The sequence below is a fragment of the Pigmentiphaga sp. GD03639 genome (assembly GCF_029845405.1).
GTDB lineage: Bacteria > Pseudomonadota > Gammaproteobacteria > Burkholderiales > Burkholderiaceae_B > Pigmentiphaga > Pigmentiphaga daeguensis.
This window is the reverse complement of sequence record NZ_JAOCLR010000008.1, coordinates 26,417-46,504: the sequence shown is the minus strand read 5'-3', so window position 1 is coordinate 46,504 and position 20,088 is coordinate 26,417. Positions and strand designations below refer to the sequence as shown.

General features: G+C 65.6%; 25 protein-coding genes. 21 read left to right on the top strand and 4 right to left on the bottom strand.

What is annotated here, in order from left to right; translation table 11 throughout:
• Positions 1-66 precede the first annotated feature (66 nt).
• The 16 genes from N5K27_RS10815 (at position 67) to N5K27_RS10740 (ending at position 14,105) form a co-directional block, all read left to right on the top strand.
• On the top strand, positions 67-450 hold the full coding sequence (locus N5K27_RS10815; protein WP_013520780.1) for an RAQPRD family integrative conjugative element protein: 384 nt from the start codon (positions 67-69) through the stop codon (positions 448-450).
• Positions 447-680, top strand: a complete 234-nt coding sequence (locus N5K27_RS10810; protein WP_013520781.1) for a TIGR03758 family integrating conjugative element protein — start codon at positions 447-449, stop codon at positions 678-680. The genes N5K27_RS10815 and N5K27_RS10810 overlap by 4 nt, the downstream gene beginning before the upstream one ends.
• 16 nt (positions 681-696) lie before the next feature.
• Positions 697-1,056, top strand: a complete 360-nt coding sequence (locus tag N5K27_RS10805; RefSeq protein WP_013520782.1) for a TIGR03745 family integrating conjugative element membrane protein — start codon at positions 697-699, stop codon at positions 1,054-1,056.
• 11 nt (positions 1,057-1,067) lie between these two features.
• Complete coding sequence (locus N5K27_RS10800; RefSeq protein WP_013520783.1) at positions 1,068-1,478, top strand: TIGR03750 family conjugal transfer protein; 411 nt, start codon at positions 1,068-1,070, stop codon at positions 1,476-1,478.
• Positions 1,475-2,167 (top strand): PFL_4703 family integrating conjugative element protein, encoded by a 693-nt coding sequence (locus N5K27_RS10795; RefSeq protein ID WP_013520784.1) that lies wholly within the window; start codon positions 1,475-1,477, stop codon positions 2,165-2,167. The genes N5K27_RS10800 and N5K27_RS10795 overlap by 4 nt, the downstream gene beginning before the upstream one ends.
• Positions 2,164-3,078 carry a TIGR03749 family integrating conjugative element protein gene (locus N5K27_RS10790; protein ID WP_013520785.1) on the top strand — a complete coding sequence of 305 codons (915 nt, stop codon included), beginning with the start codon at positions 2,164-2,166 and terminating at the stop codon, positions 3,076-3,078. The genes N5K27_RS10795 and N5K27_RS10790 overlap by 4 nt, the downstream gene beginning before the upstream one ends.
• On the top strand, positions 3,068-4,486 hold the full coding sequence (locus tag N5K27_RS10785; protein ID WP_013520786.1) for a TIGR03752 family integrating conjugative element protein: 1,419 nt from the start codon (positions 3,068-3,070) through the stop codon (positions 4,484-4,486). The genes N5K27_RS10790 and N5K27_RS10785 overlap by 11 nt, the downstream gene beginning before the upstream one ends.
• Positions 4,467-4,916, top strand: a complete 450-nt coding sequence (locus N5K27_RS10780; RefSeq protein WP_003050109.1) for a TIGR03751 family conjugal transfer lipoprotein — start codon at positions 4,467-4,469, stop codon at positions 4,914-4,916. Before N5K27_RS10785 ends, N5K27_RS10780 begins: the two co-directional genes overlap by 20 nt.
• Complete coding sequence (locus N5K27_RS10775; RefSeq protein ID WP_003050106.1) at positions 4,916-7,798, top strand: conjugative transfer ATPase; 2,883 nt, start codon at positions 4,916-4,918, stop codon at positions 7,796-7,798. Before N5K27_RS10780 ends, N5K27_RS10775 begins: the two co-directional genes overlap by 1 nt.
• A gap of 24 nt (positions 7,799-7,822) precedes the next feature.
• Complete coding sequence (locus N5K27_RS10770) at positions 7,823-8,587, top strand: thioredoxin domain-containing protein (protein WP_003050104.1); 765 nt, start codon at positions 7,823-7,825, stop codon at positions 8,585-8,587.
• Positions 8,588-8,763: 176 nt separating this feature from the next.
• Positions 8,764-9,258, top strand: a complete 495-nt coding sequence (locus N5K27_RS10765) for a JAB domain-containing protein (RefSeq protein WP_003050103.1) — start codon at positions 8,764-8,766, stop codon at positions 9,256-9,258.
• Positions 9,259-9,421: 163 nt separating this feature from the next.
• Entirely contained in the window at positions 9,422-9,868 is a 447-nt protein-coding gene (locus tag N5K27_RS10760) for a TIGR03757 family integrating conjugative element protein (RefSeq protein WP_279816334.1), read from the top strand.
• Positions 9,865-10,815: a TIGR03756 family integrating conjugative element protein gene (locus N5K27_RS10755; RefSeq protein WP_213155044.1), complete on the top strand. Its 951-nt coding sequence runs from the start codon at positions 9,865-9,867 to the stop codon at positions 10,813-10,815. The genes N5K27_RS10760 and N5K27_RS10755 overlap by 4 nt, the downstream gene beginning before the upstream one ends.
• A gap of 9 nt (positions 10,816-10,824) precedes the next feature.
• Positions 10,825-12,219, top strand: a complete 1,395-nt coding sequence (locus tag N5K27_RS10750) for an integrating conjugative element protein (protein ID WP_213155045.1) — start codon at positions 10,825-10,827, stop codon at positions 12,217-12,219.
• Positions 12,216-12,572, top strand: coding sequence for a hypothetical protein (locus N5K27_RS10745; protein ID WP_213155046.1), 357 nt, complete (start codon positions 12,216-12,218; stop codon positions 12,570-12,572). Before N5K27_RS10750 ends, N5K27_RS10745 begins: the two co-directional genes overlap by 4 nt.
• A 15-nt stretch (positions 12,573-12,587) precedes the next feature.
• Complete coding sequence (locus N5K27_RS10740) at positions 12,588-14,105, top strand: conjugal transfer protein TraG N-terminal domain-containing protein (RefSeq protein ID WP_213155047.1); 1,518 nt, start codon at positions 12,588-12,590, stop codon at positions 14,103-14,105.
• A gap of 15 nt (positions 14,106-14,120) precedes the next feature.
• Here the strand turns inward: N5K27_RS10740 and N5K27_RS10735 are convergent, their stop codons facing one another.
• Genes N5K27_RS10735 through N5K27_RS10725 form a run of 3 tightly spaced genes read right to left on the bottom strand, consistent with a single transcriptional unit; the run spans position 14,121 to position 15,300 of the window.
• The gene (locus N5K27_RS10735; RefSeq protein ID WP_213155048.1) at positions 14,121-14,498 is read right to left on the bottom strand and encodes a DUF3742 family protein; all 378 of its coding nucleotides are present in this window, start codon (positions 14,496-14,498) and stop codon (positions 14,121-14,123) included.
• A 26-nt stretch (positions 14,499-14,524) separates the two neighbouring features.
• Positions 14,525-14,983 carry a type II toxin-antitoxin system YhaV family toxin gene (locus N5K27_RS10730; protein ID WP_009518525.1) on the bottom strand — a complete coding sequence of 153 codons (459 nt, stop codon included), beginning with the start codon at positions 14,981-14,983 and terminating at the stop codon, positions 14,525-14,527.
• Positions 14,983-15,300, bottom strand: coding sequence for a type II toxin-antitoxin system PrlF family antitoxin (locus N5K27_RS10725; RefSeq protein ID WP_213155049.1), 318 nt, complete (start codon positions 15,298-15,300; stop codon positions 14,983-14,985). Before N5K27_RS10725 ends, N5K27_RS10730 begins: the two co-directional genes overlap by 1 nt.
• A 298-nt stretch (positions 15,301-15,598) precedes the next feature.
• Between N5K27_RS10725 and mobH the strand changes: the two genes are divergently transcribed.
• Positions 15,599-17,464: a MobH family relaxase gene (gene mobH, locus N5K27_RS10720; RefSeq protein ID WP_023087285.1), complete on the top strand. Its 1,866-nt coding sequence runs from the start codon at positions 15,599-15,601 to the stop codon at positions 17,462-17,464.
• Positions 17,465-17,519: 55 nt separating this feature from the next.
• On the opposite strand, the gene N5K27_RS10715 is transcribed toward mobH, so the two are convergent.
• The gene (locus N5K27_RS10715; RefSeq protein WP_249349437.1) at positions 17,520-18,014 is read right to left on the bottom strand and encodes a MerR family transcriptional regulator; all 495 of its coding nucleotides are present in this window, start codon (positions 18,012-18,014) and stop codon (positions 17,520-17,522) included.
• Between the two features lie 72 nt (positions 18,015-18,086).
• Between N5K27_RS10715 and N5K27_RS10710 the strand changes: the two genes are divergently transcribed.
• From N5K27_RS10710 to N5K27_RS10695, 4 genes are all read left to right on the top strand, one after another.
• Positions 18,087-18,521, top strand: a complete 435-nt coding sequence (locus tag N5K27_RS10710) for a hypothetical protein (RefSeq protein WP_078452152.1) — start codon at positions 18,087-18,089, stop codon at positions 18,519-18,521.
• Between the two features lie 154 nt (positions 18,522-18,675).
• On the top strand, positions 18,676-19,077 hold the full coding sequence (locus N5K27_RS10705; protein WP_213155051.1) for a hypothetical protein: 402 nt from the start codon (positions 18,676-18,678) through the stop codon (positions 19,075-19,077).
• An 11-nt stretch (positions 19,078-19,088) separates the two neighbouring features.
• The gene (locus tag N5K27_RS10700) at positions 19,089-19,328 is read left to right on the top strand and encodes a DUF2933 domain-containing protein (RefSeq protein WP_213155052.1); all 240 of its coding nucleotides are present in this window, start codon (positions 19,089-19,091) and stop codon (positions 19,326-19,328) included.
• A complete protein-coding gene (locus N5K27_RS10695) occupies positions 19,325-19,975 on the top strand; it encodes an isoprenylcysteine carboxylmethyltransferase family protein (protein ID WP_023087281.1) in 651 nt (216 codons plus the stop codon). The genes N5K27_RS10700 and N5K27_RS10695 overlap by 4 nt, the downstream gene beginning before the upstream one ends.
• Positions 19,976-20,088 lie beyond the last annotated feature (113 nt).

Sequence of the window (20,088 nt, the reverse complement as noted above, 5' to 3'; positions counted from 1 at the left end):
GTTTGCGGCCTAAAACAGCCCTGATCTCCACGATCAACCCATTGCTGATCACACAGGAATGGCGCGATGGTGGCTTCGATCTGGCTGCGCGCCGCGCATCGCGGCGTGCCCAATTTTCTCGTGACGGCCCTCGTGCTGGGGCAGTCCCCGATGGCGTTGGCCGAGTCCCCGGCGCAGCGCCAGGAACTGATCGCCGCGCTGCGCCAGCTCGACGCGCTGGAGCGCACCGTCGCGGACAGCGCCGCGCATACCCCCATCACGCCGGGCGAGCGCTACCACTTCGACTACCCGAGGCTGTTGGCTGACCTGGCGCGCGTGCGCGCTGGCATCCGAGCCCATCTCACACCGTCGCGCGCCCAGCCGCGCGACCCCTCCGAACTGGCCGGCGACTACCGCACCGAGCGGGCGTCCGAGCCGCTGCCGGCGACGACTGCGGAGGGCAAGCCATGAACGGCGCACAGGTCTCGGCATTTCAAGCCAACAGCGGCATCGCGCCTTCCGCGATGGCGACCGTCCTGGTCGGCGTCGTGTTCGCGGTCCTGCTCGTGTGGGGCGTCTGGGCCATCCGAACGGCCTACGTGGGGTGGTCCGAGAGCCGCCTCAACCAGCGCCAGTTCCTCGGTGTCTGCATCCGCTTCGTCGCGATGTACCTCGTCCTGACCTTCTTCCTCCTCTCCTGACCTGAAAGGCCTGACCATGCCAAACCGCATCCTCACTTCCCGTCTCGCCCAGCGGGCCGCCGTGGCCCTGGGCGCCACCGCGCTGCCGGCGCTGTCGTTCGCGCAAGGTCTGCCGCAGTTGGAGAACCCGACGCGCGGCACCGGCAACGGCATCATGGAGACGATCCGCAACTACGGCTACGACATCATCATGCTTGTGGCCCTGCTGGTGGTGGCGTCGATGTTTATCGGCGTCTGCTACCACGCCTACGGCACCTACGCGGAGATCCACACCGGCCGCAAGACGTGGGGCCAGTTCGGCCTCACGGTCGCCATCGGCGCCGTGCTGCTCGTGATCGGCATCTGGCTGCTCACCGAAGCCACCGGCATCCTGTAAGTGAGGTCGGTATGTCCGAGCAGCAGCACGTCCGTGCGGACGGGACCGTGACGTTCCTTCCGCATCGGCTCAACCGCCACCCCGTTGTCGTGCGCGGCCTCACCGCCGACGAGCTGTGGATCTGCTGCGGCTTGTCCGGCGCCGCCGGCCTGCTGGTCGGCGCGCCGTTGTCCTGGATGTTCCGCACGATCGCGCTGGCGCCGACGTTCGTTGTGCTGGGCGTGGCGCTGGGCGTGTTCATCGGCGGCGGCATCCTGCGGCGCCTGAAGCGCGGGCGCCCCGACACCTGGCTGTACCGGCAACTGCAATGGCGCATCGCCACGCGCCATCCGCTGATGGCGGGCTGGGTGGGCGGCCATGTGCTGATCTCGCGCTCCGGCTTCTGGACCACCCGCAGGTCTGCTTCAAGGGGTGCGCGATGAGCCGCTTCAAGAACGAGATCGCTCACCTGCAGGCGCACATCAAGACGCTTCGCCTGGGTGCCGGCGCGCTGGTCATCGTCGCCCTCGTGATGGGCGGCGGCTGGTGGAGCGCGCCACGCGATCTGACCATCCATGTCCCGCCCGACCTGCGCTCCGGCAGCACCCGGAAATGGTGGGAGGTGCCGCCCGAATCGGTCTATGCGTTCACGTTCTACGTGTTCCAGACCCTCAACCGTTGGCCCACGAATGGCGAGGAGGACTATGCCCGCAACCTCCACACGCTCTCGCCGTACCTCACGCCGTCCTGCCAGGCCTTCCTGCGCGCGGACTACGACTACCGCCGCAGCACGGGCGAGCTGCGCCAGCGCGTGCGCGGCATCTACGAAATCCCCGGCCGCGGCTACGGCGACGACCCTACGGCGCGCGTGCGCACGGTCTCCGATCGCGACTGGGTGGTGACGCTGGACATCACGGCGGACGAGTACTACGGCGCGGAGCAGGTAAAGCGCGCCCTGGTGCGCTACCCGGTGAAAGTCACCAAGGTGGACATCGACCCCGCACGCAACCCCTTCGGCCTGGCGCTCGACTGCTACGACGGCACGCCCCAGCGCATCAGCACCCCGGAACCGACGCGCCCGGCATCCGGCGGTCTGTCTCCGCACGCGCCTCAAGGAGGAAATACCCCATGAAGCACCCTGTACTCATGCTGCTGGGGCTGCTGGCCGTGGCTGCGTTCCCCGCCGCTCAGGCGGTGGAGATCCTGCGCTGGGAACGCATGCCGTTGGCGGTGCCGCTGAAGGTCGGCCAGGAGCGGATCGTGTTCATCGACCGCAACGTCCGCGTCGGAGTGCCTGCGGGCGTGGGCGAACGCCTGCGCGTACAGAGCGCAGGCGGCGCGGTGTACCTGCGCGCCAGCGAGCCAATCGAGCCCACGCGGCTGCAATTGCAGGACGCCGACACCGGCGCGCTGATCCTGCTGGACATTGCGGCCGAGGCGCCCAAGGACGGCGAAGCCGAACTGGAGCCGGTGCGCATCGTCGAGGACAGCAGCACTCCGGCTCGCTATGGCGATCAGTCCAACGGTGCCGAGGCCCCGGCGCGCGCCCAGGACCAGTCGGGTGCGCGGCCGGCGCGGCGCGAAACCCCCATCCCCGTGGTGCTGACCCGCTTCGCCGCGCAGAGCCTTTACGCGCCGCTGCGCACCGTGGAGCCACTGCCGGGCGTCATGCGCATCAACCTGCGCCGCGACATGGACCTCGGCACGCTGATGCCGACATTGCCCGTGCGCGCACTCGCGCTCGCGTCGTGGCGTCTGGAAGACCAATGGGTGACGGCCGTGCGCCTGACCAATACCAGCGCCGGCTGGGTCACGCTTGATCCGCGTGTGCTGCAGGGCGATTTCCTGACGGCGACCTTCCAGCATGAGGCGCTCGGGCCGCACGGCGTGCCCGAGGACACGACCGTCCTGTACCTGGTGACGCGCGGGCACGGCTTGGCGCAGTCGCTGCTGCCGGCCATTCACCGCTTCGACCCAGCCGTGCATCTGCCGCAGCCAGAAGCCGAAGCCACCGAACGCAAGGAGGCCGATCATGCGCAGTAACGGACTCCTGAAGTGGCTGATGATCCCCGTCGCCATCCTGGTGCTGTTCGTCGGCATCCGCCTGTTCTCGGGTGGAAGCACGTCGGCGCCGCCCGCTAGCGATGCCGGCGCCCAGCTCACGCCAGAAGAAATGAAGGCGTTGGGCATCGAAGGCGATACCCCGCGCGACACCGTGGCCACGCTCGTCGCCCAAGTGAAGCAGTTGCGCACCGAGCTTCAGACGGCGCTCTCGGACAACAAGTCCCAGCGCGAAGAGAACCAGCGCCTGCGTCAGCGCGAGAACTCGATCGACCAGCGCATCAACTCTGCGCTGGAGTCCGAGCGCTCCAACCTGCGGCGCGACCAGGAGCAGGCGGCCAGCACGCGCCAGCAGACCGAAGGGCTACTCGCCGACCTACAGCGGCGCCTGGACAGCATTGGTGGGCGCGGTGGCAGCCATGCCGATCTGCCCGTGGGCCTGGGGCTGCAGGGGGGCGACGAGGCCGGGATGGAAGGCGGCATGCGCTGGGTTGAACCGGATGACGCGAAGCCTGCCGAGGGACGCAACAGGGGGCGCGGCACGGCTGGCGGCATGAGCTTCCCGACGAGCTTCGGCCCCGAGCAGAGCACGTTGCAAACCACGGCGGAAACCGTGGCGAACGCCGGGGCACGCGCCGCGGGCGTCAAGACCGCAAAGCCCGTCTATACCGTCCCCACGAACTCCACGCTCATGGGCTCGGTGGCGATGACAGCGCTGATCGGGCGTGTGCCGATCGACGGCACCGTCAACGACCCGTACCCCTTCAAGGTGCTGGTGGGGCCGGACAACCTCACGGCGAACGGCATCGACATTCCCGATGTGGCCGGCGCCGTGTTCAGCGGCACCGCCTCGGGCGACTGGACGCTTTCTTGCGTGCGCGGCCAGGTGCGCAGCATCACGTTCGTCTTCAACGACGGCACGATTCGCACGATCCCCGAAGACCGCGAAGGAAACCAGCAGAACAACCAGCAGCGCGATGGCTTGGGCTGGATCAGCGATCCCCACGGCATTCCTTGCGTCAGCGGCGAGCGGCGCAGCAACGCCCAGCAGTACCTCGGCTCGCAGGCCCTGATCACGGCGGCCGGTGCCGGCGTGGCCTCGCTCATCGAGAGCGACAGCGGCCGCATGTCGTATGTCGGCTCGGACGGCTCCATCGGCACCGTGGGCATCAGCGGCCAGGAGGCGGTCGGCCAGATTCTGGCGGGCGGCGTGCGGGACATGTCGGCCTGGGTCAACAAGCTCTACGGCCAAGCGTTCGCCGCCGTCTATGTCCAGCCCGGCGCGAAGGTCGCCGTCCACCTCGAAAAGCCGCTCGCCATCGACTTCGATCCCGAAGGCCGCAAGGTCGATCACCGCACAGGAGAAAGCCATGCTCTCGAACTTGAATAGCTTGGCCCGTGGCCTGGCGCTGGTCCTCGCCGTCGCGGCGCTCGCCGGCTGCGCCACCAGCAAGGAAAAGCTGCTGACCCACGGTGACCGCACGATGATGGACATCTGGCAGCAGGAGGCCGGGGACGGCGGTGGCGCAGCCGGACGGAACGCCGGCGGCCAACTGCTCGATGCGCGCCAGAGCCTGCGTCGGCCGCTGACCGACGCCGATATGCAGGCCGCACCTGCCGAGCAGATGCGCTACACGCGCACCGCGCGCAACGAGGTCCATCGCCAGTTCCAGCGCCTGCCCAATCCCGATCTCGTGATGTACGTGTACCCGCACCTGGCCGGCACCGATCCCGTGCCGGTGCCCGGCTACACGACCGTCTTCCCGCTGTACCAGCGCATTCAGTACGCGATGCCGGGTGAGCGCGTGGAGGACTACTGATGCGCTGGAAACTTCCCTGGCCTAAGCCGGCCGCGCTGAAGCTGGCCGCATCCGGCGCTGGTGATGACGAGCAGCCGGACGGCTGGCAGCGCCACATTGAGGCCTTGCGCCAAGCCGGCATCCCCGAACCCGGCTCGGCAGTCCGGGGCCGCAAACCGGCGACGGAGGCCGACGAGCAGGCGCTGTACGAGGTCGCACCGTCCTTCGTGGAACTGCTGCCCTGGGTCGAGTTCTTGCCCGAGTCAAGGTCCATGTTGCTGGAGGACGGCCAATCGGTGGCGGCCTTCTTCGAGCTGGTGCCGCTGGGGACCGAGGGCCGGGAACCGGGCTGGCTTGCCCACGCCCGCGACGCCCTGGAAAACGCGCTGCAGGACAGCTTCGATGAGCTGGACGAGAACCCCTGGGTGCTCCAGCTCTATGCCCAGGACGAGCCGAGTTTCGACCAGTACATGCAGACCCTGCGTGACTACGTGCAGCCACGTGCCCGCGGGACAGCGTTCACCGAGTTCTACCTGCGCTTCTTCGGCCACCATCTGCGTGCGGTGGCCAAGCCCGGCGGCCTGTTCGAGGACACGGTGGTCACGCGGCTGCGCTGGCGCGGGCAGACGCGGCGCGTGCGCATGGTGGTCTATCGACGTGCCACCGGGCAGGCAAGCCGCCGCGGCCAGACGCCCGAGCAGATGCTGAACATCGTCTGCGACCGCCTGTGTGGCGGGCTGGCGAACGCCGGCATCCAGGCACGGCGCATGGTCGCAGCCGACGTCCACGACTGGCTGCTGCGGTGGCTCAATCCGCGCCCCGCGATGCTCGGGCCCAGTACAGAGGACCGGGAGCGCTTCTACGCACTGGCGCGCTACCCGGACGAGACTGAGGCCGGCGAGATCGAACTGGCGAGCGGGCGGGATTTCAGCCAGCGGCTGTTCTTCGGCCAGCCACGCTCCGACGTGGAGCACGGCACCTGGTACTTCGACGGCATGCCGCACCGTGTGCTGATCACCGACCGGCTGCGCATGCCGCCCGGCACGGGACATCTAACCGGCGAGACCCGCAAGGGCGATGCGATCAACACGCTGTTCGACCAGATGCCGGAAGACACCTTGCTTTGTCTCACGATGGTTGCCACGCCCCAGGATGTCCTGGAATCGGATCTGAACCACCTGGCGAAGAAGGCCGTGGGCGAGACGCTGGCGTCGGAGCAGACGCTCAAGGACGTGCATGAAGCCCGCTCGCTGATCGGCAGCGCGCACAAGCTCTACCGGGGCACGCTGGCGTTCTACCTGCGCGGGCGCGACGAGGCGGAACTGGATCGGCGCGGCCTGGACCTGGCGAACGTGATGCTCAACGCTGGTTTGCAGCCGGTGCGAGAGGATGATGAGGTGGCGCCGCTCAACAGCTACCTGCGCTGGCTGCCGTGCTGCTACAACCCCGGCAAGGATCGGCGCCGGTGGTACACGCAACTGATGTTCGCCCAGCACGCGGCAAACCTGTCGCCGGTGTGGGGCCGTGCCCAGGGTACGGGGCATCCAGGCATCACGATGTTCAACCGCGGCGGCGGGCCGATCACCTTCGATCCGCTCAATCGCCTGGACCGGCAGATGAACGCCCACCTGTTCCTGTTCGGCCCGACGGGTTCCGGCAAATCGGCCACGCTCAACAATCTGCTGAACCAGGTCACGGCCATTTATCGGCCGCGCCTCTTCATCGTGGAAGCCGGCAATAGCTTCGGCTTGTTCAGCGACTTCGCCAGGCGCCTGGGCCTGACCGTGAATCGGGTCAAGCTGGCCCCCGGATCGGGCATCAGCCTAGCGCCGTTCGCCGACGCGCGCCGGCTGATCGAAACGCCCAGCGATGTGCAAACGCTCGATGCCGATGCGCTGGACGAAGACCTGCCACCCGATGCCTCAGCCATGGAGGCGGACGAACAGCGCGACGTGCTGGGCGAACTGGAGATCACGGCGCGGCTGATGATCACTGGCGGCGAGGACAAGGAGGAAGCCAGGATGACGCGCGCCGACCGCTCGCTGATCCGCCAGTGCATCCTCGACGCCGCCGAGCACTGCGTGGCCGAGAAGCGCACGGTGCTCACGCGCGACGTGCGCAATGCGCTGCGCACCCGCGGCCAGGACCCGACGTTGCCCGAGATGCGGCGCGTGCGGCTGCTGGAGATGGCGGACGCGATGGACATGTTCTGCCAAGGCACGGACGGCGAGATGTTCGACCGCGACGGCACGCCGTGGCCCGAGGCCGACATCACGCTGGTGGATCTCGCGACCTATGCCCGTGAGGGCTACAACGCGCAGCTCTCGATCGCGTACATCAGCCTCATCAGCACGGTGAACAACATCGCGGAGCGTGACCAGTATCTCGGCCGCCCGATCATCAACGTGACCGACGAAGGCCACATCATCACGAAGAACCCGCTGCTCGCGCCGTATGTCGTGAAAATTACAAAAATGTGGCGCAAGTTGGGCGCCTGGTTCTGGCTGGCGACGCAAAACATCGACGATCTGCCGCGCGCCGCAGAGCCCATGCTCAACATGATCGAGTGGTGGATCTGCCTGTCGATGCCGCCGGACGAGGTGGAGAAGATCGCACGATTCCGCGAACTCTCGCCGGCGCAGAAGGCGCTGATGCTTTCGGCACGCAAGGAAGCGGGCAAGTTCACCGAGGGCGTCATCCTCTCCAAAAGCATGGAGGTGCTCTTCCGCGCCGTGCCGCCGAGCCTGTATCTCGCGCTCGCGCAGACCGAACCCGAAGAGAAGGCCGAGCGCTACCAGCTCATGCAGCAGCACGGCGTCAGCGAGTTGGATGCCGCCTTCAAGGTGGCCGAGAAGATCGACCGGGCACGCGGCATCGAGTCGCCGGCCCTGGCCCTGCCCTGAATCTGCCGTGCACCGGAGAACGCCATGGAACAGAAACGCTCATCCATTCCGATGCAGGTCCAGGCGTTCCGCCGTCGGCGCTGGCGGGCCCGCTGGCCATGGGCGTTAGGCGCAGTGCTGGTTGCGCTGCTGCTGATCTGGCTCGTGTCCCGTTCGCCAGGCGAGTCCACGCCCCAAACCTCGGCGCCTGTCAGCGAGACGCAGGTGGCCGGGCCTCCTTGGCAGATGGGCAACCCGGCAGGTCGTTTCACGCTGACGCTCTACGCGGACCTCGAATGCCCGTTCTGCCGGTCCTATTTCCCTGTCCTCAAGCGTTGGGTGGCCGGCAATGCGGACGTGGCCTTGCAATGGCACCACCTGCCGTTGGCCGCGCATGAGCCGGCCGCGTCCGCCGAAGCGCGCTTGGTGGAATGCGCGGGCGAAGCCGGCGGCCATCCCGCCTTCTGGCAGGCTGTCGAGTGGGTCTATGTCCACACACACAGCGACGGCCAGGGCTTGCCCGAAGACCTGCGCCACCCCGCCCTGACGCCAGCCATCGAACAGTGCATTGCGAGCGAGCGGCCCGACGCGGCGATTCGTACCCAAACTGCGGAAGCCACGAACAGCGGCGTGACCGCCACGCCGTCGCTGCGGCTGCACGATCGCGAAACCGGCAAGGCGATCCTGCTGCAGGGCCCGATCGAGGGCGATGCCTTGCTGTCGGCCATGGACATGCTCGCGGCCGGCGATCCCGCCGCCACACCCACATCGGAAATGCCTGCCGACGTCGTCGGCGACATGCCCAGGTAGCCCCGGTCTTCAAGGCTACGGCGCAGTCCGCTGCGCTGACCACAACCCCGTTCGCCTCGCATCCTGGCCGCGAACGATCACCGCTGCCGCGGTGATGGATGCACCTTGTTCGTTCCCCAGGAGGGCTTGCCCTCCCAGGGCGAGTGCCCTCCGATCTCACCGTCTGGAGGTTCGCCATGTCTTTCGCCGTCAATGACTCCTGCCTGGAGTCGCTTTCCGCCATCGCTGCCCAACACGAGGACTGGATCATCCAGCAAGCCATCGTGCTGCTGGAGAGACGGGTCTTCAAAGCTGGACCGTGCCTCAGCCAACCGGCCGCTGTACGGGACTACCTGCGTCTGAAACTGGTCGCTGAGCCCAATGAGATATTCGCCGCTGTGTTCCTGGACAGCCTGCACCAGGTGCTGGCCTACGAGCCGCTGTTCAGGGGCACGATCAACGCGACTTCGGTCTATCCGCGTGTCGTCGTGCAGCGTGTGCTGGAGTTGAATGCCGCCGCGGTGGTCTTCGCCCACCAGCATCCTTCGGGCGTCTCCGAGCCGTCCAGCGCGGATCGCATGCTGACCCAGCAACTGCAAGCCGCGCTGGCGCTCATCGATGTGCGGGTACTGGACCACATCATCGTCGGCCAGGGTGCCCCGTTCTCCTTTGCGGAATCCGGCCTGCTGTAGCAATGGCACCGGCTCCTTGATCCACGCGGAGGCTTCGGCCTCCGCTTTTCATTGGCGCAAGACAAGCAGGTATGCGGGCAGTCCGCGATGCGCATTGTTTGTTGGGGCCGCATGGCGTTCGGCGTTTGACTATGGCCCTTGACAACTCTTGGGGGCGCTCGACATGCCAGCATCTTCATCCAGGTTCGCATCGGGCTGGCGAACCCTTGGCCTGGCCGTTGCGCTGCCGGCTTCCCTGGCCGTGTTCAGCCCGGCCAGCTTCGCCGCCGATGTGGTGATCATCACCGACAGCCGTCACCCGGTCAGGACCATGGGTGGCGAGCAGCTGATCGAGTTGGACCAGGCATCCCGACTCGAAGCTGAGCTTTCCGCGGATCTGCCAGCCGATCCCGAGCGAGCGGCATCCGTCGTCCGGCAACGGCTGAACCATGGGGGCACCGACCTTCAGCGCCGCATCGGCACCGCCTATCAAGGCCTCACCGACGCATGGAGTTTGGGTGTCACAACCATCCCGGCCGTCGTGGTGGATCAACGCTATGTGGTCTATGGCGAGCCTGACGTGGCCCGGGCCGTGTCCCGCATCGAGCAGCACCGGAGGACGCAGCCGTGACCCATCGCCCATTCGACCTGCTGCGGCGCCTGCGCGTCGCCGTGGCCTCGCTGCTGCTGGTCAGCGCCACGGGCAGCTACGCCCTGAACACCGCCACCATCGTGTCCTCCGTCATGTCGCCGGACTGCCTGGAGTACCGGGTGGTGGGCATCTGCTACTGGCTGTATTGCACCTGGACGGGCTGCACGGTGCGCACATCCACCAAGGTCCGGCACTACGTGCCCGATGCGGTCGTCTCCAGTTACAGCAACACCGGAGAGAACCCCTGGGTCGAAGTGCGGGCGATGAGCATGCCGAACGCCTCGGCCCAGGCGGGCGGCGACGGCACCACCAACGAAGACCACGAAAACAACCTCGCCAAATTCAAAAACAGTGACGTCATCGGACACCCTGGCGGCGAGGTGTTCAACCAGTTCGCCTCGTCCTCCGGCTACTTCTGCCAAGGCGCGGGCACGGCCTTCATGCCGTATCTGCTCAGCACCCTGGACACGCTGGCTTGGCGCTACAACGTGCCCGAGTCGGTCTATCCCGAGGCCTTGATTCCGGGAATGCGTGAGGTGGGCGCCCGCACCACCCTGAACCTCTGGGGCAATGTGTACCCCCGCGGTGGTTTCCTGCACCAGACCGACGACCACAAATCCGGGGCCGTGGTCGCCCAGCGTGCGGGCGACGTTGTCACGCGCCGCGGGCAGTTGCACGTGTACCAGCCACTGCTCGCCAACGCCCGCGACGGCTACTGGCCCGCCGGCGCGCTGGTCGAAGGCGATGCCTCCACCGGGAAGTGGCAAGAGCTGACGCCTCGGCTGTCGAACACCTGCGTGGTCTTCCCCCACAGCGGCACGCTGACCCAGGCCCAGCAAGGCGATTACGCCTGGGCGCTGTGGCGGCCCTATGCCTGCTGCGAACGCCGTGGCCAGGTGTTTCTGGGCAGCGTCGATTTCCTCTGAGGTGCCACGATGAAGCGTCCTGAACCGATGAACCTCTCCACCAGGGCGTGCCGCCTGTTGCGCCCGACATCGCTGGCTGGCGCGTTCGCCCTGGTCTGCAGCCTGGCGTGGGCGCAGGTTGGATACCAGAACAGCGGCCCCGTCATCGGCGATGACGTCATGTACTCGATCGGTGGCGGCAGCGCCGTGTCCATGGGCCGCGCGGCCGGCATGCGCTCCATCGGCGTCGGTGTGGGCTGGAACAGCAACCTGATCTGCGGCGACATGAGCATCCAGACCACGCTGCGCAATCAGCTCAATGGGATCACGAATGGATTCCAGCAGATCATGAGCAACGTGATCCAGAGCGCGACCAGCGCGGTCGCATCGCTGCCGGCGCTGATCATCCAGCGGGCCGATCCGGGCTTGTATAACCTGTTGACCAACGGCGTGCTGCAGGCAAGGCTGGATTTCGACCGCTCGAAGCTGACGTGTCGCGCCATGGCCGAGAAGATGGCTGAGACGGCGGGTGGGCAGCTTGGCTGGAGCCAGATGGCCGAGGGCATGGCCTTGCGTGACGCGGTTGGCAGCAACGATGCCGTGTCGGCCGTCGAGCAGGCCGAGACGCGCCGCGGCAACGACGGCGTTCCCTGGGTGGGCGGCAGCAATGCCGGTGGCGCCGGCCAGTCCGCCATCCGGGTGGTCGGCGACGTGACGCGGGCGGGCTACAACTTGGTCAACGGTCGCGGCGTGACAGACACCTCCTCCATCGCGTCCGCCAGTTGTGCGAGCCTGTCCTGCCAGACCTGGACGTCGCCGCAGCAGGCGACCGAATGGGCCACGCGGGTCCTCGGAGAGCAGGTGCAGCGCACCTGCGACTCCTGCACCAAGACCGAGACGGTGCCCGGCGTCGGGCTGACGCCGCTGATCCAGGAAGAGTACGAGGCGAAGCTGGAGGTCCTTCAGGAGCTGGTTTCCGGCACGCGCAATACCACCTTCGAGAACCTGCGTGAGGCTGGCAGCACGTCGCTGCCGATCACGCGCGGCGTGATCGAGGCGCTGCGCGACGAGCCGGACCAGGACTTGCTGGCGCGGCGCCTCGCATCCGAGGTGGCACTGTCGTCGGTGCTGGAGAAGGCACTGCTGCTCCAGCGCACGCTGCTCACGGGCAAGAAGGAGCCCAACGTCGCAGCCAACGAACTCGCGGTCGAGGCCGTGAACCACGAGAGCGACACGCTCGACCGGGAGATCCGCAACCTCAAGACCGAGCTTGAGCTGCGCCGCGAGCTGGCGAACAACTCGCCCATGGCCATCATCCAGCGCCACGGCACGCGCGCGGCTGGCTCGCGGGGCATCTACGAGGGCGATCCGGTGCCTGACCGCCTCGACCAGTTGCAGAAGGGCAATCCAGGAGCCAGGCCATGAGCGCTGCGCGCATGACCTGGCGCCCCTTGCGCTGGCTGTTCAGCCGGCGCGCGGCGAAGGCGCTGCTGTGGACGGTGCTGATCGTTGCCGCCGCGGTCGCGGCCAACATCGCCGGCATCTATCTGGTCAGCAGCGTTGCCGGCTGGGAGCGGTGGCTCGCCGCCGCCGCGGGTTACTTCTTCGTGTGGCGGCTGTGTCTATACGGGGCGACGGTGTACGGGTGGATCTGGATGCGCCGCCGGCTGCTGGTACGTGAGGACGACGCCCAGGCGCGGCGCCGCCTGGTGCGCACCGAGATCGCGGGCGTCGTCGCCATCGTGGCGCTGGAAGCCAGCCTGCTGATGCAGGGCTGAGAGGAAATTCGGGCCATGACGCTGTTCACGACCGACTACCTGGAGTACTACCTGACGCTGGTGTCCTGGATCGTCAACAACGGCATCTGGGCCGTGCTGGTATCCAGCGGCGTCTTCGCGCTGCCTTTCGTGGCGATCATCGTGCAGGAGTGGTTGAAGGCCCGTGCAGAAGGCGCCGACGAGGGCAATAAAGGCGTGTTGAGCGCCGCCCGCATCGAGAACCGGGTCTTTGTCGCCATCGTGGTGGTGATGTTCGCGGGCATCCCGTTCATCGACGTGGACCTCAACACCATCCAGTACGACAGCTCGCGCTCGGCGCAATGCCAGGTCAGTGTGCCGCAGCCCTCGAATACCGGCTGGTCGCAATCTTTCAGCACGCTCAACAACCAGTCGGCGAAGGTGCCGGTGTGGTGGGCGTTCATGCACGCGCTCTCGCGCGCCGTCACCGGCGCTTCGGTGGCGGCAATCCCGTGCGGCACGGACCTGCGGCAGATGCGCATGGAGATCGACGCGACTCGCATTGACGACCCAGTGTTGGCTCAGGAAGTAGCGGATTTCTCGCGGGATTGCTATGGGCCTGCACGGGCCAAATTGTTCATGCAGCGTCCTCAGCTCGATGAGCAGCAGATGCACGACGTGACCTGGATCGGATCGCGGTTCTTTACCGACACGAACGGCTACTACGACACGTACCGTTCCAGCACGCCGCGCGATGACTGGCCCTATGACAGCAATCGCGACGCTGGGCTGGCCCAGGTATCCAGTGGCGGTGGCTACCCGACCTGCAGGCAATGGTGGGCTGACGGCAGCAATGGCCTGCGGGCGCGGCTTCTGGGCCAGGTGGACCCGAGCCTGCTGAATCGCCTGGCGGGCTGGGCCGGGTTCCTGAGCCGGGCCGAGGTGGACGACTCGGTGATCCGCACCATCGCGTCGCCGAGGCAGCAGAAGTTGAATCAGGGCAGCGTCTATACGGACTACGGCGGCCAGATCGACAAGACCTTGCCGAACATCGTGACGCGGGCTACGGGCGATGTTGGGATGGCAGTCGGCGCGATTGCCGCGTTTCCCGCCATGGACGTCGCGAGGCAGGCCCTGCCCATGGTGCTTGCATTGCTCAAGATGGCACTGGTCATCTGTATCCCGCTCGTGCTGGTCGTCGGCACCTATGACCTGAAGACGGTGGTCACGGTCAGCGTCGTGCAGTTCGCGCTGTTCTTCACGGACTTCTGGTTTCAGCTTGCGCGCTGGATCGATTCGACGATCCTTGACGCGCTCTATGGGTGGGGCTTTGGCTGGAACCGGCCGCACACCAACTTCGACCCGCTGGTGGGGCTGAACAACGCCTTCGGCGACATGCTCCTGATGTTCGTCACGGGCACGATGTTCTTGGTCCTGCCGACGTTTTGGGTCGCTGCCTTGGGGTGGGTCGGAGTTAAGGCCGGGGTGATTGCTCAGAACCTTGCTGTCGGCTCCAAGGAAGCGCGTGATAGCGCCGGGTCAGGTGTAAACAAGGTAGCCGGCAAGGTTCTGTGACGGACAGGCCAAACCTCAGTCATCGAACGGATCGTTCGGGTCGTGAGGGTCGAGCCGCTGGCCATTGGAAGAATACAGGCCAAAGCCCGCCTCGCCATTGCGCAGTTCATCCTGTTGCGCCCAGCGGTCGTCATCCCCAGCCGAATTGCCAGCCATCCATGCCGCCGCAACGCCCAGCAGTAGCAACACCGCCAGCCAGAAGGTGGTGTACAGCAGCACCCCGAGCGCAACCAGCTTGACCACCCACACGAGCGCGGTGGCGCCGGCAGCCGGCACCCCCTTGGACACCAACCAGCTCGATGCCCGGCGTTCGCCGCGCACGTAGGCACGCCATCCGCGACCCAAGGTGCGGCCAAGGCGTTCTGCGGTGCTGATGCGTGTCGTGGTGTTCATGGTCGTCTCCTGCTACTGAGGAATGCCTATTCCAGTTTGCTCCAATCCTGCTTGCTTGCCTGTATCAGCGCGTGCCAGTCGTCTGGTGGGTTCCCGCGTCCGAGCATCTTCTCGAACACGACATACGGGTCCGATTTGCTACCCGAAGACCGCAGGGTCTGTTCATCGTTGACCCAGGCGTACACAATGACCTTAGCCTTCGAGTCGTACCGGAAGAACAGCCGGAACCGCCGTCCGATCTTGGCCCTTCGCCAGTGGCGGTGGGCAGGTCCCAAGGTATTGCCCTGACGGTACTCGTCGCGTGCCGGATCGCCTGGCACCACATCCAACATCAACTGGCTCAAGGCCCGGAAGAGCTTGACGTTGGCGTTGGACTCGAAGCCCGCCGGATCGTTCTCCTGCGCGCGCCTCGCGGCCGCATGCAGTTTCTGCAACTGCTCGATCACGCAGTCGTGGAAGAGCAGCGTCCAGCCATGCCGTTGCATCAGAGTTCCACTTTCCCGTCGATCTCCTCGTCCAGGTCCACACCATGGCCAGCATGCTCCAGCATGACGCGAGCCAGATCCTCGGGCAGGCCCTGGACGTTCCGGCCGGCTTCGATGTCGCGGGCCAGCAGGCTCAGGAACGCGCCGATGGCGGGGTCCTCGTGCTCGGCATCGACACGGGTGACGACGACTTCGCTGCCTCGCAGATCGAACGCGAGCTTGCCGCCGGCATCAACGCCCAGCGCCTGCCGGATGGGCTTGGGCAGCGTGATCTGGCCCTTGGAGGTCAACGTGGCGACTTCGTGAATGGCAGGCATGGCGGCTCTCCTGATTGCGATACCTGCATGGTAAGGAAATTTCCTTACTCTGTCAATGTGAAGGCTCATGGCGCTCTCCCGGTCCAAGAATTGGCTCATCGTAGGGCGTGAACAGCCAGCCTTCCTGCATCAATCCGGCCCTGCCGCGACCCGCATTGGCGGTGGACGATCAGGACCCGTCGCTCTATACCCAAAGGCTGTAAAGGGCCGAAATGGCAAGGGAATGGGTTGCAAAGGGAAAGGCTCTATCCCGAAAAGGCAAAAAGGCCTCCCGCTCGGCCCGCGACAGGACACCCGCATGCTCTCTCTGTTCCAGCGAAAACGGCCCGCGGTCGCTACCGCTGCGACGCCACCTCCCGCATCCGACCTCCCGAAAGGGTTGATGCGGCCCGAGTCGGCCGCTTCGCTGCTGGCCACCCCGCGCCGGCAGAAGCTGCTGGAGCACATCTGGCAGCGCACGTCGCTCTCACGCAGGCAATTCGCCACCTTGTATCGGGCGCCACTGGAACGCTACGCCGAGCTGGTCCAGGCTTTCCCGGCTTCCGAGGCGCATCATCACGCTTACCCTGGCGGCATGCTGGACCACGGCCTGGAAATCGTCGCCTACAGCCTGAAACTGCGGCAGTCCCATCTGCTGCCCATCGGCGCCAGCCCCGAAGATCAGGCGGCGCAGTCCGAAGCCTGGACCGCCGCCATCGCCTATGCCGCGCTGCTCCATGACATCGGAAAGGTGGCGGTCGATATGCACGTCGAGCTTGCCGACGGCAGCACCTGGCACCCGTGGCACGGCCCGCTGCGCCAGCCATACCGATTCCGCTACCGCGAGGATCGCGAATATCGGCTTCACAGCGCTGCGACCGGCTTGCTCTATCAGCAACTGCTCGACCGCGATCTCCTGGACTGGCTCAGCGACTATCCGTCCCTGTGGTCGCCGCTGCTCTTCGTCCTGGCCGGTCAGTACGAGCACGCCGGGGTGCTGGGCGAGCTGGTCGTACAGGCCGACCGCGCTTCCGTGGCTCAGGAGTTGGGCGGCGATCCCGCGCGCGCTATGGCCGCGCCTAAGCACTCGCTGCAACGCAAGCTGGTCAACGGACTGCGCTACCTGCTCAAGGAAGAGCTGAAGCTGAACCAGCCCGAAGCCTCCGATGGGTGGCTCACCGAGGACACGCTGTGGCTGGTGAGCAAGACGGTATCGGACAAATTGCGTGCGCACCTGTTGTCCCAAGGCGTCGATGGCATCCCCGCGAACAACACTGCGGTGTTCAACGTCCTGCAGGATCACGGCATGCTGCAGCCCACCCCCGACGGCAAGGCGATCTGGCGCGCGACCGTGACCAGTTCCACCGGCTGGTCCCACTCGTTCACCCTGTTGCGCCTCGCGACCGCGCTGATCTGGGAGCCAACCGAGAGGCCGGCGCCGTTTACCGGCACGGTGTCGGTCGACGCGGCGGCCACAGCCAAAGAGGCCAATGTGCCCGCCGCCATTCCGCCGGCAGACGCGCAGTTCGCTTCGGAGGGGCAAGGGGTTCCGCCATGGGAGAAAGGTAACTCCTCTCCTCCAGCGGAAGGTGAGCCACTGCCCGACGCGATGGAAGACATGCTTTCGATGGTGGGCATGGGGGATTCACCCGCGACCCGGCAGGATGCTGAAGCACTTTCTGAGCTGGTGTCTGCCGCGCGTACCGACGCGCCACCCTTGACCGCCCCTCAGCGTTCGTCCCCAGCGCCGACGCCCAGGACAAGGCAGTCATCCGGAGAGCACTTCATGGCGTGGCTGAAACAGGCCATCGCTTCCCGCCGGCTCATCATCAACGACGCGAAGGCGCTCGTGCATACCGTGAGCGGCACCGCCTATCTCGTCAGCCCAGGCGTGTTCCAACGCTATGCGCAGGAGCATCCGCAAGTGGACGCACTGGCCAGGCAAGAGCAGCAACAGGATTGGCAGTGGGTGCAGAAGCGCTTTGAAAAGCTCCAACTACACGTCAAGCATCCCAATGGCCTGAACATTTGGACGTGCGAAGTCACCGGGCCAAGAAAGTCCCGCCGCCTGCACGGATACCTTCTGGAAAATTCGAGCCTGCTTTTCCCGGAAACGCCTCCGGGCAATCCCTATCTATCCCTGTTGGGTGAGACCAAACACGGCGACGAGACTTCAGGAAGGTGACGAGGGTCAACATGAACTTCTCAACTTCGCCGGGACTGACTCCCACGCCATACCTTCATTCGGACGGAGTCAAAGGCGTCATCAGCGCAGCGATGATGGGACAAGGCAGCGCCTCTCCCGTCTCTTCGCACCTCACCAGCATGTCCCGCAGAGCGCCTCGCATGCGCTCAAGATCGCCGACCTTCTCGTCGATCTGGTCAAGGCGCCGCCGCGTCACAGTTTGAATGGCTCGGCGATTCCGTCCATCCTCCAGGTCCAAGAGGGATTTCACCTCGTCCAGCGAAAACCCAAGACTCTGAGCGCGCTTGATGAAACCAATCCGCTGGATCATCGAAGCGGGGTAGCGCCGGAAGCTGCCCGCGGTCTTCGGGATCGGCAAGAGCCCGCGTCCTTGGTAGTAGCGGATTGTCTCTACGCCGACACCAGCGACCTTCGCCAGCCTGCCGACCGTCATCCAATCACCAGAACCTTCTTTCATTGAGGGATCCACTGTCTTATTCATGACCAACAAAGAATAACGCAGCACTGCGTAGTTGACCCCTGCGTCCATTTGATCCAAATCAATATCCCGCAGCTCATTTGGGCCTAGGATGACCAGTGTCAATGGGCAAATAGGCCGCACATGCGCACACTTCTCAACCACCGCAGGATTCGCGCCATCGCGTGGATGCTGCTGGGGGTATGGCTGTTTGCGTTCGGGGCCGGGGTGGCCAATGCCTGCCTTCTGGAGTCCCCGCAGCAACACTATCATGCTGCCGGATATGAGCATGTCCCATCGTCCGTGCATGGAAAGCATGAGGGCGGCCATGGTCAGCACGAAGAAGGGACCCACGACCCGTCGAAGGCTCCCTGCCTGAAGCTGTGCGGCGAGGTCAACCAGTCCGCCATTCAGAAAGCGCCAGCCTTAGCGTTCGACCTCGTCGGTTTGGCGCCTCCCTCTTATGCAGACCAACTGCTGGCTCCGACGTTGGCTCTTCAAGCCATTCCATCGAGAGGCCACGAGCGGCCTCCTCCAAAACAGCCTTCCTGGCTGCTGTTTGAGCGTCTCGCGCTGTAGCGCCTCCTTTGAGTTGCCGTGTCGGTCACACCCGGCGCGCGCCTCATATGCCTTGACTCTGTATCCGACTACGGAGTTTTCATAGGGATTTGTCCGCTTGCGGCGACATCTGGTTCGCCCCACTTGCAGGCACCCGTGGCTAAAGGAAAGAGAAATGAAATTCACGCATTCGATCGCGGCCATCGTTGGCACCGCACTGGTCACCTTGTCTGCTTTTGCGCAAGACAACCATCAGGCCCATCACCCTGCAGGTTCGAGTCCATCCGCGGCCGAGACGCCACGGGCGCCGAGCACCGAGGGCATGGATGCGCAACTGAAGTCGATGCAGGCCATGCACGAGCGGATGGCGTCGGCGAAGACGCCTGCTGAGCGCAAGGCGCTCATGGCCGAACACATGCAGGTCATGCGGGCTGGCATGTCCATGCTGGGCGCAATGAAGGATGGAGCCGGGTCGGCGCCGCCGGCTGAGCGACAGCGAATGCTGGAGATGCGCATGGACATGTGCCAATCCATGATGCAGATGATGATGGATCGGACGCCTGAGCCGGCGAAGTGAGGAGGACGACCATGACAACTTCTCACCGCACCGGGCCGAGGTTTTGGCGCTCGCGATGGTTCCTGGGCTTTCTGGTCTTTCTGAGCGTGAGCGTGTACCTGCTGCTGACGGAACACCGGGCGCACTACTTGGCCGCGCTGCCGCTGGTCCTTTTTGCTGCGTGCGTCATCACCCATGGCCTGATGCATCGCCATGCCGCACCGGGTGATGGTCGCAAGCCGAATTCTTCGCCCCAGGGAGATCGCAAATGAACCACGATACGCCCGCCTATGGGCTTTGGCTGCTCGTCATCGTGAACTCGGCAGTCTTCATCATGTTCGCCTTCAGCTTCTTCAAGCCGCAGACCTCGCGGGACTGGCGAACCTTCGGGACTTTCGCAGCGTTCATCGTTGCCTTGTTCGTCGAGATGTACGGATTTCCGCTGACGCTCTATCTGCTGTCCGGCTGGCTGCAGACGCGGTACCCGAGTCTGGACTTGCTGGCCCACAACAACGGCCATCTCTGGTCCACTCTTCTGGGCGACAAGGGCGATCCGCACTTCAGCCCGCTGCACATCGCAAGCTACGTCCTCATCGGCGGCGGCTTCTGGCTTCTGTCGAGCGCCTGGACGGTGCTGTACCACGCGCAACGGCGCGGACAACTCGCCGTAAGCGGCCCGTACGCCAGGATTCGGCACCCGCAGTACGTGGCCTTCGTGGCCATCCTTCTTGGCTTCCTGCTGCAGTGGCCGACGCTCTTGACGCTGCTTATGTTCCCCTTCCTCGTCGTTATGTATTCGCGGCTGGCAGTCAACGAGGAGAAGGACATGCGCAAGCAGTTCGGCGCCGAGTTCGACGCCTATGCCGCGCGCACGCCGCGCTTCCTTCCCTCCCTCTCGGACACGCGCCAGCGAGGCTGACATGAAGAAGACCCGCTGGCGTCAGCTCATCAATTGACCGTACCTGGCTGCAGACTACGGACAAGGCGATGGCTGCGGCTCCCGCTCGGATGCGGACATGAGCGCCGCGCCCC